General features: G+C 29.9%; 12 protein-coding genes. 6 read left to right on the forward strand and 6 right to left on the reverse strand.

What is annotated here, in order from left to right; all coding sequences use genetic code 11:
- Nucleotides 1-15 precede the first annotated feature (15 nt).
- Nucleotides 16-291 (forward strand): metal-sensitive transcriptional regulator, encoded by a 276-nt coding sequence (locus tag ABIN73_04890; GenBank protein ID MEO0269060.1) that lies wholly within the window; start codon nt 16-18, stop codon nt 289-291.
- Nucleotide 292: 1 nt separating this feature from the next.
- On the forward strand, nt 293-2,167 hold the full coding sequence (locus ABIN73_04895; protein ID MEO0269061.1) for a heavy metal translocating P-type ATPase: 1,875 nt from the start codon (nt 293-295) through the stop codon (nt 2,165-2,167).
- Here the strand turns inward: ABIN73_04895 and ABIN73_04900 are convergent.
- Both ABIN73_04900 and ABIN73_04905 read right to left on the reverse strand, forming a co-directional pair.
- Nucleotides 2,154-3,314, reverse strand: coding sequence for a PLP-dependent aspartate aminotransferase family protein (locus ABIN73_04900; GenBank protein ID MEO0269062.1), 1,161 nt, complete (start codon nt 3,312-3,314; stop codon nt 2,154-2,156). The genes ABIN73_04895 and ABIN73_04900 overlap by 14 nt on opposite strands.
- Nucleotides 3,311-4,282 (reverse strand): cysteine synthase, encoded by a 972-nt coding sequence (locus tag ABIN73_04905; protein ID MEO0269063.1) that lies wholly within the window; start codon nt 4,280-4,282, stop codon nt 3,311-3,313. Before ABIN73_04905 ends, ABIN73_04900 begins: the two co-directional genes overlap by 4 nt.
- Before the next feature lie 140 nt (nt 4,283-4,422).
- Between ABIN73_04905 and ABIN73_04910 the strand changes: the two genes are divergently transcribed.
- The 3 genes from ABIN73_04910 to ABIN73_04920 are packed head-to-tail and all read left to right on the forward strand — an operon-like array spanning nt 4,423 to nt 6,294.
- Complete coding sequence (locus tag ABIN73_04910; GenBank protein ID MEO0269064.1) at nt 4,423-4,860, forward strand: hypothetical protein; 438 nt, start codon at nt 4,423-4,425, stop codon at nt 4,858-4,860.
- The gene (gene tpx / locus ABIN73_04915) at nt 4,857-5,360 is read left to right on the forward strand and encodes a thiol peroxidase (GenBank protein MEO0269065.1); all 504 of its coding nucleotides are present in this window, start codon (nt 4,857-4,859) and stop codon (nt 5,358-5,360) included. The genes ABIN73_04910 and tpx overlap by 4 nt, the downstream gene beginning before the upstream one ends.
- A gap of 28 nt (nt 5,361-5,388) precedes the next feature.
- Nucleotides 5,389-6,294: a transglutaminase domain-containing protein gene (locus ABIN73_04920; protein ID MEO0269066.1), complete on the forward strand. Its 906-nt coding sequence runs from the start codon at nt 5,389-5,391 to the stop codon at nt 6,292-6,294.
- A 60-nt stretch (nt 6,295-6,354) separates the two neighbouring features.
- Here the strand turns inward: ABIN73_04920 and ABIN73_04925 are convergent, their stop codons facing one another.
- Together ABIN73_04925 and ABIN73_04930 are read right to left on the reverse strand one after the other, a co-directional pair.
- A complete protein-coding gene (locus ABIN73_04925) occupies nt 6,355-8,232 on the reverse strand; it encodes a PorV/PorQ family protein (protein MEO0269067.1) in 1,878 nt (625 codons plus the stop codon).
- 3 nt (nt 8,233-8,235) lie between these two features.
- Nucleotides 8,236-13,347, reverse strand: coding sequence for an Ig-like domain-containing protein (locus ABIN73_04930; GenBank protein MEO0269068.1), 5,112 nt, complete (start codon nt 13,345-13,347; stop codon nt 8,236-8,238).
- Nucleotides 13,348-13,481: 134 nt separating this feature from the next.
- Between ABIN73_04930 and ABIN73_04935 the strand changes: the two genes are divergently transcribed.
- On the forward strand, nt 13,482-13,844 hold the full coding sequence (locus tag ABIN73_04935; protein ID MEO0269069.1) for a hypothetical protein: 363 nt from the start codon (nt 13,482-13,484) through the stop codon (nt 13,842-13,844).
- On the opposite strand, the gene ABIN73_04940 is transcribed toward ABIN73_04935, so the two are convergent.
- The gene (locus ABIN73_04940) at nt 13,841-15,193 is read right to left on the reverse strand and encodes a hypothetical protein (GenBank protein ID MEO0269070.1); all 1,353 of its coding nucleotides are present in this window, start codon (nt 15,191-15,193) and stop codon (nt 13,841-13,843) included. The two genes, ABIN73_04935 and ABIN73_04940, sit on opposite strands and share 4 nt — an antisense overlap.
- Nucleotides 15,169-15,597 (reverse strand): HNH endonuclease, encoded by a 429-nt coding sequence (locus ABIN73_04945; GenBank protein MEO0269071.1) that lies wholly within the window; start codon nt 15,595-15,597, stop codon nt 15,169-15,171. The genes ABIN73_04940 and ABIN73_04945 overlap by 25 nt, the downstream gene beginning before the upstream one ends.
- Nucleotides 15,598-15,656 lie beyond the last annotated feature (59 nt).

A 15,656-nucleotide genomic window follows, 5' to 3' on the forward strand; every position in this document is an offset into this window, starting at 1 on the left:
TATAAGGAGGAAAAAATGAAACTGGATGAAAAAACAAAGGAAGAAGTGCTTCCAAGAATAAAAAAAATAGAAGGTCAAATTCAAGGAATAATTAAAATGATAGAAGAAAGAAGGGAGTGTCCTGAAATTATAAATCAGATAAACGCAGCAAAAAGGGCACTTGAAAAGGTGGCACTTATTATAATGGAATCCCACATAAAGCTTCATGTATCTCAATCTTTTAAAAGGAATATAAATAAAGAGGAAATTATTGAGGAACTTACGGAAACAATTTTTAAATTTTTAAAATAAAATGAAAAGAAAAAACTGTTGCGAAAAATGTGATATTGAAATAAAAAAGGAAGATTTAGAAGAAAAAAAGAAAAATATAAAGGAGATAATTATAATTTTAATTTCTTTAATTTTATTCGTAACTGGATTACTAATTTTTAAAAAAATAATTCTTTTAATTGCTTACATAATTTCAGGTGAACCAATAATAAGAAGAGCAATAAAAAATATTTTAAAAGGGAAGTTTTTTGATGAAAATACCTTAATGTCGGTGGCTACAATTGGAGCAATTTTAATAAATGAAGTAGAAGAAGCTGTTCTTGTTGCCCTTTTTTATAGAGTAGGAGAATTTTTACAAAGTATTTCAATTCAAAGATCAAAAAGAAGAATAAAAAAGATCCTTGAACTTAAACCAAACTTCGCAAATATTAAAAGGGGTGATAGTGTAGTCAGAATAAAACCAGAAGAAGTAAAAATTGGAGAAATTATAATTGTTAAACCAGGGGAAAAAGTTCCACTTGATGGAATTATAATTAAAGGTGAATCCTATGTTGATACATCTCCTTTAACAGGTGAATCAGTCCCTAAATTTTTTAAAAAGGGGGATGAAATAAGTGCAGGTGTTATAAATAAAGAAAGTGTCCTTGAAATTAAAGTTTTAAAAGAATTTAAAGAATCCAGCATAAATAAGATACTTGATCTTGTTGAAAAAGCAAAGGAAAAAAAGGCAAATCCTGAAAAATTCATAACAAAATTCTCAAAATATTACACTCCCTTCGTTTTAATTATAAGTTTTCTTATAGCTTTTCTTTTACCCTTAACAACTGATATAACAATAAGAGATTCAATTTACAGAGCCCTTGTCCTCCTTGTTATATCCTGTCCCTGTGCTCTTGTGATAAGTGTTCCCCTTTCCTACTTTGTCGGAATAGGGACCTGTTCAAAAAATGGAATCCTTGTTAAGGGTTCAAATTACCTTGATATTTTAAACGAAATCAAATTTTTTCTTTTTGATAAAACAGGAACACTCACAGAAGGTGTTTTTAAGGTCAGGGATATAAAAAATTTTAATGGTTTTAGAAAGGAAGAAATTCTTGAGATCTCAGCCTATGCGGAGGCAAACTCAAATCATCCAATTGCAAAAGCAATAAAAGAATATTATGGAAAAGAGATAAAAAATATTGAAATGGAAGAATTCAGTGAAAAACCTGGACTTGGAATAAAGGCTAAATTTAAAGGAAGAAATGTTTTAGTTGGAAGTGATAGATTTCTTCATGAAAATAATATAGGTCATGAAATATGTAAGGGAGACGGAACTACTGTCCATGTAGTTGTTGATAATGTTTATGCTGGATATATAACTATTTCAGATGAAATCAGAAAGGAAGCAAAATCAGTGATTGAAAATTTAAAAAAACTAAAAATTAAAATAGGTATGCTAACAGGAGATGAAAAATTTGTTGCAGAGGAAATAAGTAAAAAACTAAACCTTGACTTTTTTAAAGCGGAACTTTTACCAGAAGAAAAAGTTAAAGAAATAGAAAATTTAAAAAATAGTCACAAAGTTGCTTTTCTTGGAGATGGAATAAATGATGCTGCTGCCATAGCAATTTCAGATGTGGGAATAGCAATGGGAGCTATTGGACAGGATGCTGCAATTGAAAGTTCAGATATTGTTATAATGGATGACAATTTATCAAAAATAAAAAAACTCTTTTCAATCTCAAAGAAAACTAAAAATATAGTTTTTATGAACATCATCTTCGCAATTTTAATAAAATTACTTTTTATATACTTGGGTTCAATTGGAATTGCCAGAATGTGGGAAGCAGTTTTTGCTGATATGGGTGTCTCTATTATTGCAATTTTAAACTCAATGAGAATTATGAAATCTTAGAAAAAGCAATTTCTAAATCCTCTATAAGATCCTCAACATCCTCTATACCAACTGAAACTCTTATCAGATTTTCTCCTATACCTACTTTCTTTTTTTCCTCCTCTGATAGAGAGGCGTGTGTCATAATATAAGGAATTTCTATAAGGGATTCAACACCTCCAAGAGATTCAGCAAGGGAAAATATTTTTAAACTTTCAACAAATTTTTTTGCATCTTTTAATTTTCCCTTTATCTCAAAGGAAAGCATACCGCCAAAACCTTTCATCTGTTTTAAAGCAAGTTCGTGTTGTGGGTGGGATTTTAAACCAGGATAATAAACCTCTTCTACTTTAGAATGATTTTCAAGAAACTCAGCAATTTTTTTTGCATTTTCTTCATGTTTTAACATCCTTAAAGTTAAAGTTTTTATACCCCTTATTACCATATAGGAATCAAAGGGTGATAGTATTGCACCAATTGCATTCTGATTGAATTTTAATTTTTCATAAATTTTTTCATCATTAAGCATAATTGCTCCACCAACAGAATCAGAGTGGCCGTTTATATACTTTGTAGTACTGTGAATAACAATATCAGCTCCAAGTTCAAGTGGTTTCTGAAAAACAGGACTTAAAAAGGTGTTATCAAGGACTGTTATAATATTATTTTCTTTTGCAATTTTTGATATTTCTTTTATATCACACAATTTCATAAGGGGATTTGTGGGGCTTTCAAGCCATATCAATCTTGTATTTTTCTTTATTGCCCTTTTAACATTATCCAAAAACCTTGCATCCACATAACTTACTTCAATATTATAATTTTCACTTAAAATTTTAAAAAGCCTCTTTGTTCCACCGTATAAATCATCAAAGGCAATTATATGATCACCTGATTTTAAAAGAGTTAAAAGTAAGGTGCTTTCCGCAGCCATTCCTGAAGAAAAAGCTAAGGCGAACCTTGCATTTTCAAGAACTGCAAGTTTTTTTTCAAGAGAATCTCTTGTAGGGTTACCTGTTCTTGAGTATTCATAACCTGCTGTTGGTTTTTCTGCTTCCTTTCTTGCAAAGGTTGTTGAAAGGTGAATCGGAATAACCACGTCACCCGTTCCACCCTCTTTTAAATTTGGTTCCTCACCAATATGAATAAGTTTTGTATTGTATCTCATAAAAATTTCTCCTTTTTCATCCATTCATCGTCATAAAATTTTGAAAGATAATTTCTACCTGTATCGGGTAAAATTACAACAATAATTGAATTTTCATCAAGCTCTTTTGCTACCTTTAAGCTCGCAAATACTGCTGAACCTGATGAACCTCCTGCTAATATTCCCTCTATTCTTGCAAGTCTCCTTGCTGTTTCAAAGGAAGTTTTATCATCAACTACTATAATCTCATCTATCAAACTTAAATCACAGGTAGAAGGCAAAAAATCCTCCCCTATACCCTCCACTTTATACTGATGAATCTCACCTTTAGTATTATAAAATAATTCATGATAAATAGAGCCTTCCGGGTCAACTCCTATAACTTTTATTCGGGGATTCTTTTCTTTTAAAAATTTTGCAACACCTGTAATAGTTCCACCTGTTCCAATTCCACAAACAAAATGAGTAATTTTACCATCTGTATCCTCCCATATTTCAGGTCCAGTTGTTAAATAATGGGCCAAGGGATTGAAGGGATTTGCATACTGATTGGGCAAAAAAGAATTTTCTATCTCCTTTGCTAATCTTTCTGCAACTTTATAATAACTTCTCTCATCCTCAGGAGGAACTTCTGTTGGGCACCTTATAACTTCAGCGCCATAGGCTCTTAAAAGCATTTCCTTTTCTTTACTTACCTTATCAGGCATTGTAAATATCATCTTATAACCCTTTATTGCACAAACAATCGCAAGACCAACACCTGTATTTCCTGATGTGGGCTCTATAATAGTTGCACCTTCTTTTATAAGTCCTTTTCTCTCCGCTTCCTCAATCATCTTTATTCCAATTCTATCCTTAACACTTCCACCGGGATTCATAAACTCAAGCTTTAAAAATATTCTCGTCCTTATATCACCTTTAAATCTTTCACTTAGTTCCACAAGAGGAGTTTTGCCAATAAGTTCTAACAAACTTTTTTTAACATTCATTTTTAGAATTATAAATTATACTCAAAATTCTTTTCAAAGGTTAGTAATAAATTTTTTAAAAAATCTAAATTTGAAATTATTATAAATGCATGTTATAATATAGATCAGGTTCAAATCCAGATTTAATAAAGGAAGTAATTATGAAATTTTTAACATTTTTTATTTTCTTTATCTCCTCAAATTTAATTTCCTTAAATTTAATAGCCCAGGAACATCCAGGTGAGCATCCTGGTAGGCTCGAAAAAATAAGACCTGATGATGTAAAAAGGGCGATAACCGATTATGTAAACACAGATTCAAAACTCAAAGGAGGATACTTTTTAATATGGGATCCAGAACTTAAGCAAGTATGGAAATTGAATTTTAAAGAACTTCATAAAGAAGTTAGGGTTCTAAGTGATGGAACGTATTTTATGTGTTCTGATTTTAAAGTAGCAGACGGGGAAACAATACTTGATATAGATTTCTGGTTAAAAGAAGATATGATGGGTCTTAAGGTTGTTGATATCAAAATTCATAAGATATCTGGCAAAGAAAGATTTAAATATGAGGGAGAAAAAATAAAAGAATTAAAATGAATAGAGTTACTTTAAGAGGAAATCCTTTAATTCTTGAAGGGGAGCTTCCTGAAAAGGGAAAAAGCGCTCCTTCATTTATTGCCCTTGATGAAAATTTTTCTTTAAAATCTCTTAAAAGTTTTGAGGGTAAAATAAAAATAATTTCTTCTGTTCCTTCTCTTGATACTCCTGTTTGCTCAACTGAAACTAAAAAAATTTCTGAAATGATGAAAAAATTTGAATCTCCTGAATACATTTTCATAACCATAAGTATGGACCTTCCTTTTGCCCAGAAGAGATGGTGTGGAGCTAATGGAGTAAATAATGTAATTACTCTTTCTGATTTTAAAGATAAATCCTTTGGGAAAAATTATGGTGTTCTTATCAAGGAAAATGGTCTTCTTGCAAGGTGTGTTTTCATAATTGATAAAGATGATATAATAAGATACATTCAACTTGTCCCAGAAATTTCAAGCGAACCTGATTACTCTGATATTGAAGAAAATCTGAAAAAGATTTAAAAATTTAAAAAAAATTATTAAATAAATTATGCAAAATTTTTTTCTTTTGGTTTTGTTAAATTTAGATTCATTAAAAGTAGAGATAAGTTACAGTGTCTCATTATTTGATATCCCTGAGAATTCAGAATTGAATTTATGGATACCTTTACCTTTAGAAAGTTCAGAACAGAAGATTTTAAAAGAAGAAATAAAATCGGAATTACCTTACAGTATAAATCTGGAAAAAAGGTATAAAAATAGAGTACTCTTTTTAAGAAGTAATAAAAAAAGGGAACTGAATATTGAATTAAAATTTTTGATTTTGAGATATGAATCAAGGGAAATTAAGAATGAATTTTCTGATTTATCTATTTTTTTAAAACCTGATAGACTGATACCTATTAATGACAGCACAATTAAAATCGCAAAAAATATAATTAATGGAAAAAAGGTAGATAATTTTGAAATAGCAAAAATACTTTATAATTATACACTTTTCTATATGACCTATGATAAAAGTGGTGAAGGTTGGGGAAGGGGAGACTTCTGGTATGCCTGTAAGTATAAGAAAGGAAACTGCACAGATTTTCATTCCTTTTTTATTGGACTCGCAAGAAGTTTAAAAATTCCCAGTTTTTTTGAAATTGGATTTTCTATTCCAAGGGAAAAAAAGGAGGGCAAAATAAATGGGTATCATTGCTGGGCTTATTTTTATAACAAGGGGAAATGGTTTCCGGTTGATATTTCAGAAGCGGATAAAAATAATGAACTAAAGGATTATTATTTTGGTAGACTTGACCCTTATAGAATAAGTTTTACAAGGGGAAGGGATATAGTTCTTGAACCTCCTCAAAAAGATGAACCACTCAATTATTTCATTTACCCTTATGTAGAAATAAATGGAAAAAATTTTAATAACATAAAATACGAATTTAGATATAAAATTTTAAATTAATTTTTGATAACCCTGAACTTCCTTACCTATAGGTGGCTATCCAGAACTATTTCTTACAAATTAAAGGTTTCTAAAGATTTTCACATAGGATATTCTTTCATCAGAAGGGTTAATATTTTCAGCCTTTTCCCATAAAATTAAAGCATCCTCATTATTTCCTTGATGAAAAAGTTTAATTGAATATATCATAAGTTCCTCATAAAGTTTAAAATTTCCTTTAAAATTCTCAATAATTCTACTTTCAAGTAATTTTGACTCTTCAAGGGGATATGTTTTGACAGATTTTGACACAAGAAGAAGAGCTTCAACTAATTTTTTGTTTTTTTCCATGTTTATAGCCTGTTCATAAAGAATTTTCGATTTTTCTTTAAGCTTATTTTCTATCCTTGTCTTTGTTACCATCAACTGGGAGGAAATATAACCTTCATTTTCAAGTTCCTGTATAGCATCATAAGCTTTTTCGTAATTTTCATTTTTTATGTAAAAATCAAGATCTCTTTCAAGGGATTTAATTTTTCTTTCCCTTTTTTCCTCACACTTTTTAATCCAGTCTGAAATAATTTCATTCTTTTTAATTTTTCTGAATTCATTTATTGCATCTCTGTATCTTTTATCTGTGTAAAATTTCAAGGCATTAAAAAGAAATTCCCTTTCCTCTTTAATTTGTGTTTTTCTCAAAATTATCTCTTCTATTTCTTTTAATTTATGACCAAGAATTTCAGGTTTTTCAAGAGTTTCGTAAGAGTTTTTAATAACAGAATAAGCATCAAGATAATTAGAAGCAGTAAGATTTTTATCATATTCTGATATAGCAAGCTCAATCTTGTTCTTTAAAAGATTACCTTTTATTTCAACAAAATAGTTATATGAATTTTTAAATGTTTTATCTATATAAATTATCTCCATAAAAAACTTATAGGAACTTATAAAATTTTTATTTTCATACTCTTTAACAGCTTTTAAATAAAGTGAATCAAGATTAAAGGGATAAAGGGGTTTAACTTCTTTAACAACAATTTTTTCTGGTTCCGGCTTTGGTTCAATGATAGGTTCTTTCTTCTTCTCGGGAAATTTTATCTTTAAAGGTTTAAAATTCATTCCAAAGCTTAATCTATGGATATTACCAAAATCTCCATAGGGTTCAAAAGCATAATCAAAATTAAAACCAGAATATTTTAGTCCAAAACCAAAAGTTAAACCAGCTAAAGAATAGGCATCTTTATAGCCTGTTTTATAACCCATTCTCAAAAAAAGTATATCTTTTATGAGATATTCAAACCCTGTATGAAACTCGGTGTTTTCTTTTAATATTTTAAAAACTTCAAGGGCAAATTTTAAATCTTTAAAATAAAAACCAGCTCCAAGTCTTAAAGATGAAGGTAATTCATAATTTTCAGATTTCAATTTCAATTTACTTCCAAAATTAGATAAAACACCTCCAATTTCAAAGAAAGATATTTCAGGTTTATATACAAAACCAAAATCAAAAGCAAAAGAAGAAGAACTGAAAGTATCTATTTTTTCATACACATTTTTTATTGTCAGACCTAAACTTAAATTTCTATATAAAAAGGAAGCAATTGAAAAATTTGTATTCAAAAAAGATGCCCCGAAGAGAGAAAAAGTTTCTGAAGGTCCAGTTCTCCCTTCCAGTTCTGAAACAAAAAAACCATAAAAATTTAAACCAGTATGAATTTTGCCAAAAGGATGCGATAAACTGAAAGATTCCAATCTCATATCAAGGAGATAATTGCAATGGGAAGCCATAAAATTACCCATATCCTGCATAGAAAGTAGAGCAGGATTGAAATATGTTGCATTTGCGTCTCTCACAAAAACAGAGCCGATTGAACCCATTGAAATTTCTCTTGCACCTATTCCAAGGGTTAAAAATTTAGCACCAACTAAAAAAAATAAAAAATTAACAAAAATTCCCATAATTTACCTCACTATTGCAAATTTCTTCAAAACTGTTTTACTTTCTTTTGTATCAATTGCATCTGCCTTTAATCTGAAAATATAAACTCCTGGAGCAAGATTTCTAAGATTTAATTTTATAGCATTTGAATTTATCGTATGAGGCTTAACACCTCCTTTGAAAATACCAGAGGACTCCATAATTTTCTTACCTCTTATATCAAAAATTTCAACTTGAACCCTTGCATTCTGATTTATATAAAAGTGAAAATTACCTTCAGAATTGACAGGGTTCGGCCATACATAAACCATATTCTCAGGTAAAAACTCACCCTTAGCCTGAATTAATACTGTATCCTCAATTTTCTTTAAAGTTCCATAATCCTTATAATGTGCAACAATCCTTGCAATTCCAATATCCGCACCTTCAGTAATTATTTTACCCCTATATAAATTATTACTAATTTCAAAAAGTGGAAACTCCATTTTTAAACTACCTCTGGAAGTTATGAGACTACAAACAGGTGACTCTCCAAAAGAAATATTTGCAGAAACTTCAACCTTTAAACTGTCTCCAATGTAAACAATATCAGGTGAATGGCTAAGATTTGCCACCATGGGAACATAAAAAATAACCCTAAAAAGCGGGCTCTCACCTTTTTTTCTATCAGCCGCATGCCCTGTATCAAAATCATTATCATGGGCATAAACTTTATAAACAATTTCACCTGAATCCTGACCTGGTATCTGAATAAGAGTCTTAAAAGTATCACCAGAAATTCTGTCTAATTGTAACTCATTAAAAGTATTATTAATTTCACCATCACTGTCCCAGAGGAGATACACTCCCTGACCTAAAGAACCTGTGTTATCATCATAAACTCCTGAAGGATCCTGAATTATCCCCTTTATATAAAAGTTAGTATTGGGATTAATATATCCTTGTGTAAATCCAATAAAAGAAGGGGGCAAGGTATCATCATCAGGTGATATAACAAACTTTATTGTATCGTATTTACCAAAATTGTTATTTATGTCTTTCGCATGAACAAAAATGTAATGGGTTTCACCTGCCTTGAAATTTAAAGGAACTAAATCAATTTTCTTATAAACTTCTTCAAAATTTTCATCATAATTCCCATCAGAAGGTTCAAGGGGAATTCCAGACCCACTTTGACCTATTGAATCAATGAAAAACTCAGCATAAGTTATAATTGAATTACCTCTTCCTGTATCCGAAACTATAACATTTATATCAAGATAATTGAAAGGCTCTGGGGAAAGTGGATTTATGGAAGCAATTGAAACAGGACCTTCTGTGTCAGGCCTTAATTCTGTTATAAAGAAGAAATTTCTCTGTCCCGTCAATCTATTTCCTGCAACATCGGTTATATTCTGAGAAACACTGACAAAAACTGTTTCCTGAGAAGAAAAACCAGTATGAGGGTCAAGAGTTATAACAAAATTGATAGAATCATAAGTTAAATTAAAAGTATGAAAACCACTTATTTTACCTCTTATTTCAAAGTTTGAATCTGTAACAGTTCTTCTATTTAATTTTTCTGAAAAACTTAATTTTATATTAGTATTATATGGAACATTAAAGGAACCGTGAGATGGAATTATTGAAGTAATTGTTGGAGCTACAAGGTCAAAAATTACAGAATCCTCCGGAATTGAAGTCTGAACTTCCACATTACCTGCTGAATCCTTTGAAACTACTTCAAAAAAGTATTTGTGACCATGCTGACCGATAAAAATATAAGAAAGGGAATTTATATCACCTATTAGTAAATTCCACTGACCTTCTCCATCCTTGTAATAAACATCATATCCCTTTATTCCTGATCCTCCAAAATCCTCACCAGAAGTCCAAGTAACAGTAAGAGTATCATTTATAGAGTATAAAGGTGTACTTGCGGTGGCTCCCTGCGGTGGAATGGGATCATATCTTAAAAGAACAGAATCACTATTGTGATAATCAAGATTCCCTAAACCATTAACAAGCCACATATAAAGTTTAACACCACCCTGAACTTTTGTATATACTGTGTCAGGAGGATTACCCCTTAAAGAACCTGTGGTATCATAATTACTCTGTGGTCTTGAACCTAATTTGTAGAGAGCCTTTACGATACCTGTTGGATCATAAGGATTTTGCCAGGTTAAAACAAAAACTGTATCCCTTGTCCATGGTGAAGGATTTGAACCATTTGCAAGAATATTTTGAGGCGGAAGAGGAACTACATTCCCCACATAAATAGAATCTTCGGCAATACCAAATAAAATTTCCTTATTACCTGCACTGTCAACAGAAATAACTTCAAAGTAATAAAAAGTATCATAAAGTGATGCCTGAAAATTTATAAAAGTATCAACTATACTGTCAGCATATAAACTCCATGTTGAATTCTTTACTCTATAGTAAAGTTCATAATGCATTATACCCGACAAATTATCAGAACCCTTTGTCCATTTAACAGGGAAAATTGCCTGATTTGTAGATGACTCTATAATATTACAGTTTGCATTTAAAGGTTTTGTTTTATCATATCTTAGATTACAGGAAGATGAATTGTTGTGAGAAATATTACCAAGAGAATCACTTAGCCAGAGGTATAAAGGAATTATACCTTCCTGATCTACACTCAAAGTATCCGGACTTCTATGAAAACTTCCTGTAGTGTCATAAGGATTAAAAGGAGGTGAATTTAACTTATAGAATCTATTTCTTATACCTGATATATCATAAGGCTCAGTCCATGTTATAATAAATCTATTAATGTTTGTCCAGGGGGAAGGATTTGAGCCATTAGCAAGTAAATTTATAGGTGGTGATGGTGCTTTAAAATCAACAAATATTGAATCCTCTGCAAACCCTGTTAAAATTTCCTTATTACCTGCGCTATCAACAGAAATAACTTCAAAGTAATAAAAAGTATCAGTAATTGAAAAATTGAAACTTATAAAGGTATCAGGTATATTTGATTGATAGAGATTCCATGTTCCACCTTTAACTTTGTAATAGAGTTCATAAAATTTTATACCTGATAGATTATCAGAGCCCCTTGACCAGTTTATAATATAATTAATTTGATTCGTAGATTTTTCAGGAATCTTAACTGATGAATTCAATGGTCTTGTTATATCATATCTCAATTTAACATTTCCACTATTATTATGATTAACATTTGAAGCAGAATCCTCAAACCAAAGATAAAGATCTATTATACCCTCTGAAGATATAGTGACAGTATCAGGACTTTTATGAAATGTTCCTGTTGTATCAAAAGAAGAATTTGGCGGAGAACCGAGTTTAAAAAGCCTTTTTCTTATTCCTGAAAAATCACTTGGTTCAACCCATGTTATAATAAATTGAGGGTTATTTGTCCAGGGTGAAGGTGAAGAACCATTTGCATAAAGATTTTGAGGAGCAGAAGGAGGAGTTAAATCAAAAGATAAAGTATCCTCAGGGAGAAATGAACTAACTTCTTCATTATAGGCACTATCGAGAGAGGTAACCTCAAAAAAGTATGTGTGTCCGTCCAATCCGGTGAAAATTTCCTGTGTGTCAGGGTGATTAGAAAGCCATAAAATCCAAGGTCCATTTCCATCTCTGTAATAAACATTATAACCCATAATACCTGAAGGTGGATTTCCCAAATCACTTCCTTTTGTCCATGAGATGGTATAGGTGGATGTATTTGAAAATTTTATGCTTATTTTTGTTTTAGCATTTATAGGTTTAGAAATATCATATCTCAAATAAACAACAGAGTAATTGTTATAATTTAAATTACCTGCATTATCCTGAAGCCATAAATAGAGAGGAACAATACCTTCTGTATTAATTTGAACTGTATCAGGAGAATTAGATTTCAATGTCCCTGTTGTATCAAAATTAGAAGTGGGTGGTAAATAAAGTTTATATAGGGCTCTTTTTATTCCACTTTCATCTTGAGGATTTACCCAGTTTAATTCAAATATTCCTGTATTATTCCAGGGTGAAGGGTTATCACCATTTGCTGTTAAATTTAAGGGGGCTGAGGGAGGGTCCACATCTCTGAGTTCTGCAATTTTAAGATCCTGATTTGTAGCATCATAATAACTTATAACTGGTGTTCCATAAGTAGTGAGAGCAAGAGATGAAGATATACCCAAATCACCTGTTGCATCTATTGTTAATACATTAAAGGTATTATAATTAGGATAATCGGAGGAATAAGCAACTTTAAGGTCCCCATTATCCCCATTATAATAACTTATCCAAACATTTCTACTTGTTTTATCATATTTTATTGATGTCCATCTTCCATTAAGAGAACCCCCGCCTGGTAGATCAATCCCCCTTGACTGCCAAGTATTTCCATTAAAAAAATGTAAATAAAGACCTTCTGACCCTGGACCTCCATATTTTCTATGAGAAATAAAAGGATAATGATTATTATCAAGAGAAATAGAGGTAAAACTACCATACTGATTATTTACAATGGTTTGAATCTGCCAGTTTCCATAATTACCTGTTGCATATTTCAAAGCATTATTTGTCTGGTCATTATAACTTATATGAACTTTTCCATTTTCATCTACAATAATCGAGGTATATCTTCCTACATTAGCTGAATTATCAACTGTCTCTATAATCCATGAGGAAGTAGGTTTATAGGCATACTTAAGAGCAGTATTTGTATTATCAAAATAACTTATATGGGGAACCCCATTTTGATCTACATAAATAGAAGTAAACTGCCCCACATTTCCTATATTATCAACTGTTTCTATAACCCAGAATAATCCGTTATAATAAGCATACTTTAAGTCTCCATTACTTACATCATAATAAGAAATATGAGGTCTATTATTTAAATCAAGGGAAATTGAAGTCCATTTTCCTACATCTGAGAATAATCCATCAACTGTTTCAATTTTCCAAATTAAACCATCATAATAAGCAAATTTTAAATCCCCGTTTGTAGAATCATAATAAGAGATATAGTATCTATTTTGATTATCAATTTGAATTGATGTATATTTCCCTACATTTCCTGCAGCATCTACCACCTGAGTTTGCCAAGTTAAACTATTTAGAGAACTAAATAATAGAATATATAAAAAAATTTTATATATTCTGTCCATAGTTTAGCCTCTTACTTAATTCTTTATAATTATAAAATAAAAAAAATTTTTTGTCAAGTAATTTGTAAAATTTAAATACAATAAAATAAAATAATTTTATTGGTTCTAATCCTTGTAAAATATAATTTTTAAAAATGAATTTAGGACAAATACTTGAAGAAATTGTTTTAAGAGTTGAAGGAGCAATTTATGCCTCCTGTGTTGGAAGTGATGGAATAGCTCTTTCACAGCATATTAAGGAAGCTCAATTTGATCCAGCTGTTGCTGATGCTGAAATCGCCAATATAATAGGTGTTGTCTCAAGAGCTGTAGATAGTATTGAAGGCGGAGAATTAAATGAAATATTATTTACAACCAAAAAATACACAGTTCTTGTTAGACCTGTCAATAATGAAGTTTACTTTCTTCTTGTTCTTTCAGGAACAATTCAAAATCTTGGATTAGCAAGGATTGAAGCAAAAAAAACTTTATCCAAAATAAAAGAAATACTGGGTTAAAAGTAATTTTTTATAAAAAAATGAACCTTAGTTGAATGTAAATTCTCTTTATAGGGTATAGCAAAAGAAATTTTAAAATATGTGTTAAATTCTAAACCTATAAATCCAAATCCATAACCTATTTTATTTATGTATTCTTCTGAAATTAACTTCATTTTTGAGTAGTCATAAAAGATAAACAAAGAAAAATTTTTAAAATTAATATAATTTTCTAAAACTAATGTAAAAAATAATTTTGCGATGAACTCCTCCTCTCTATACCCTCTTGGATATTTTGAACCACCTAAAAAGAAATACTCAGAAATAATAGTATCCTTTAAAAAATTTAAAAATCCAGAATAAATTTCAAAGGAAGAATAAAAATATCTCATAAAATTTTTCATTAACATTAAATCAGTTATTGCTTTATGAGAAACACCTTTTCCCTTTAAAAGAACACCTCTTAAGGAGAAAAAATATATGTTTGAAGGTAAAAAACCCTTTTCTCCAATAACAATTTCCGAACCACTGGAGCTAATAAATCTTGAAGTTTTCAGAAAGGGAATTTCTTCAAAATAGTCATATATGAGTGAAAATTTTACTCTCTCAAAAAAATAACTTATTTTTAAGCCAAGATTTTCTTTGATATATAAAGAATCTCTCTGAAATAAATTATAATGGGGTGAAATTGAAATATCAAAATTAAAAATAAAAGGCTCTTCATACTTCACCTCAAAATCAGCTTTTCCTTCACTAAATTTTTCCCATCTTAAGAAGAAACTCCTTAAATCACCAAATATATTATTTATTTCCGTTTCAATCTTACCTGCAAAAGTTTTCCTTTTATTATCGTAAAGGAGAAAACTTTCAAAACTGTTTGAAGGCCTTTCGTGTATATCAAGATAAAGATAATTTAATCCTCCAAATTTTCTTAATTCAAAATTTCTCACATTTATATAACCAAACCTTTTTAATTTCTCTTTACCTTTTTCAAAATCTTGTATCTTAAAGGGTTTATTTATTAAATTAAAAAAATGTAAAAATATTTTCTTTTTGGTCTTTATATTTTTATCAAAAATTATATCATTAATAATAAAATAATTTAAGTCTGAAACATTTATAAAAATTTTTAAACCACTTTCATATTCCTCAAAACCAGTAAATCTTATCCTTGCATTAGGATAACCTTCTTTTAAAAAAAACAAAGAAAGTTCTTCTGTAAGTTTATCAAGGTTTTCTTTGTTTGCTTCTAAATTTTCAAATTTATTTAAAATTTCTCTACACTTTTTCTCAAGAAAAGGGTTAATTCCCTTTATTTCTATTTGTTTTATTGGTAAAACAAAAATTAAAGAAATAAATAAGGTTTCCAATTTTCATCAGGTATTTCTTCTTCTGAAAAAAGAATATGAAAGTAAGTAGGTTTTTTAGGCTTTTTTATCAATTTCATTCCAGCCTCCCTTGGAGTTCTGTTTCCCTTTTTTAAATTACATTCCTTACAACAGGTAACAAGGTTCTGCCATGTATCCTTTCCTCCCCTATCTTTTGGTATAACATGGTCAATTGTTAGATCACTTCCCTTTTTTCCACAATACTGACAGGTATATTTATCCCTTCTCATAATGTTTCTTTTATTAATAGGCACATTGTAAGGTCTGTAATTAATATACCTTTTTATCCTGATTACAGAAGGAACATCTATTTGAATGTACTGGGATCTTATCTTTTTATTGTTTTTACTCACAACACATTCTGCTTTCTTTAGTAAAATAAGCACAATTGCTCTTTTAACAGAACAAAGAGAAAGAGGTTCATAGTTTTGATTTAAAACAAGAA

The sequence above is a fragment of the candidate division WOR-3 bacterium genome, assembly GCA_039804025.1.
In the GTDB taxonomy this organism is placed as follows: Bacteria; Hydrothermota; Hydrothermia; order Hydrothermales; family JAJRUZ01; genus JBCNVI01.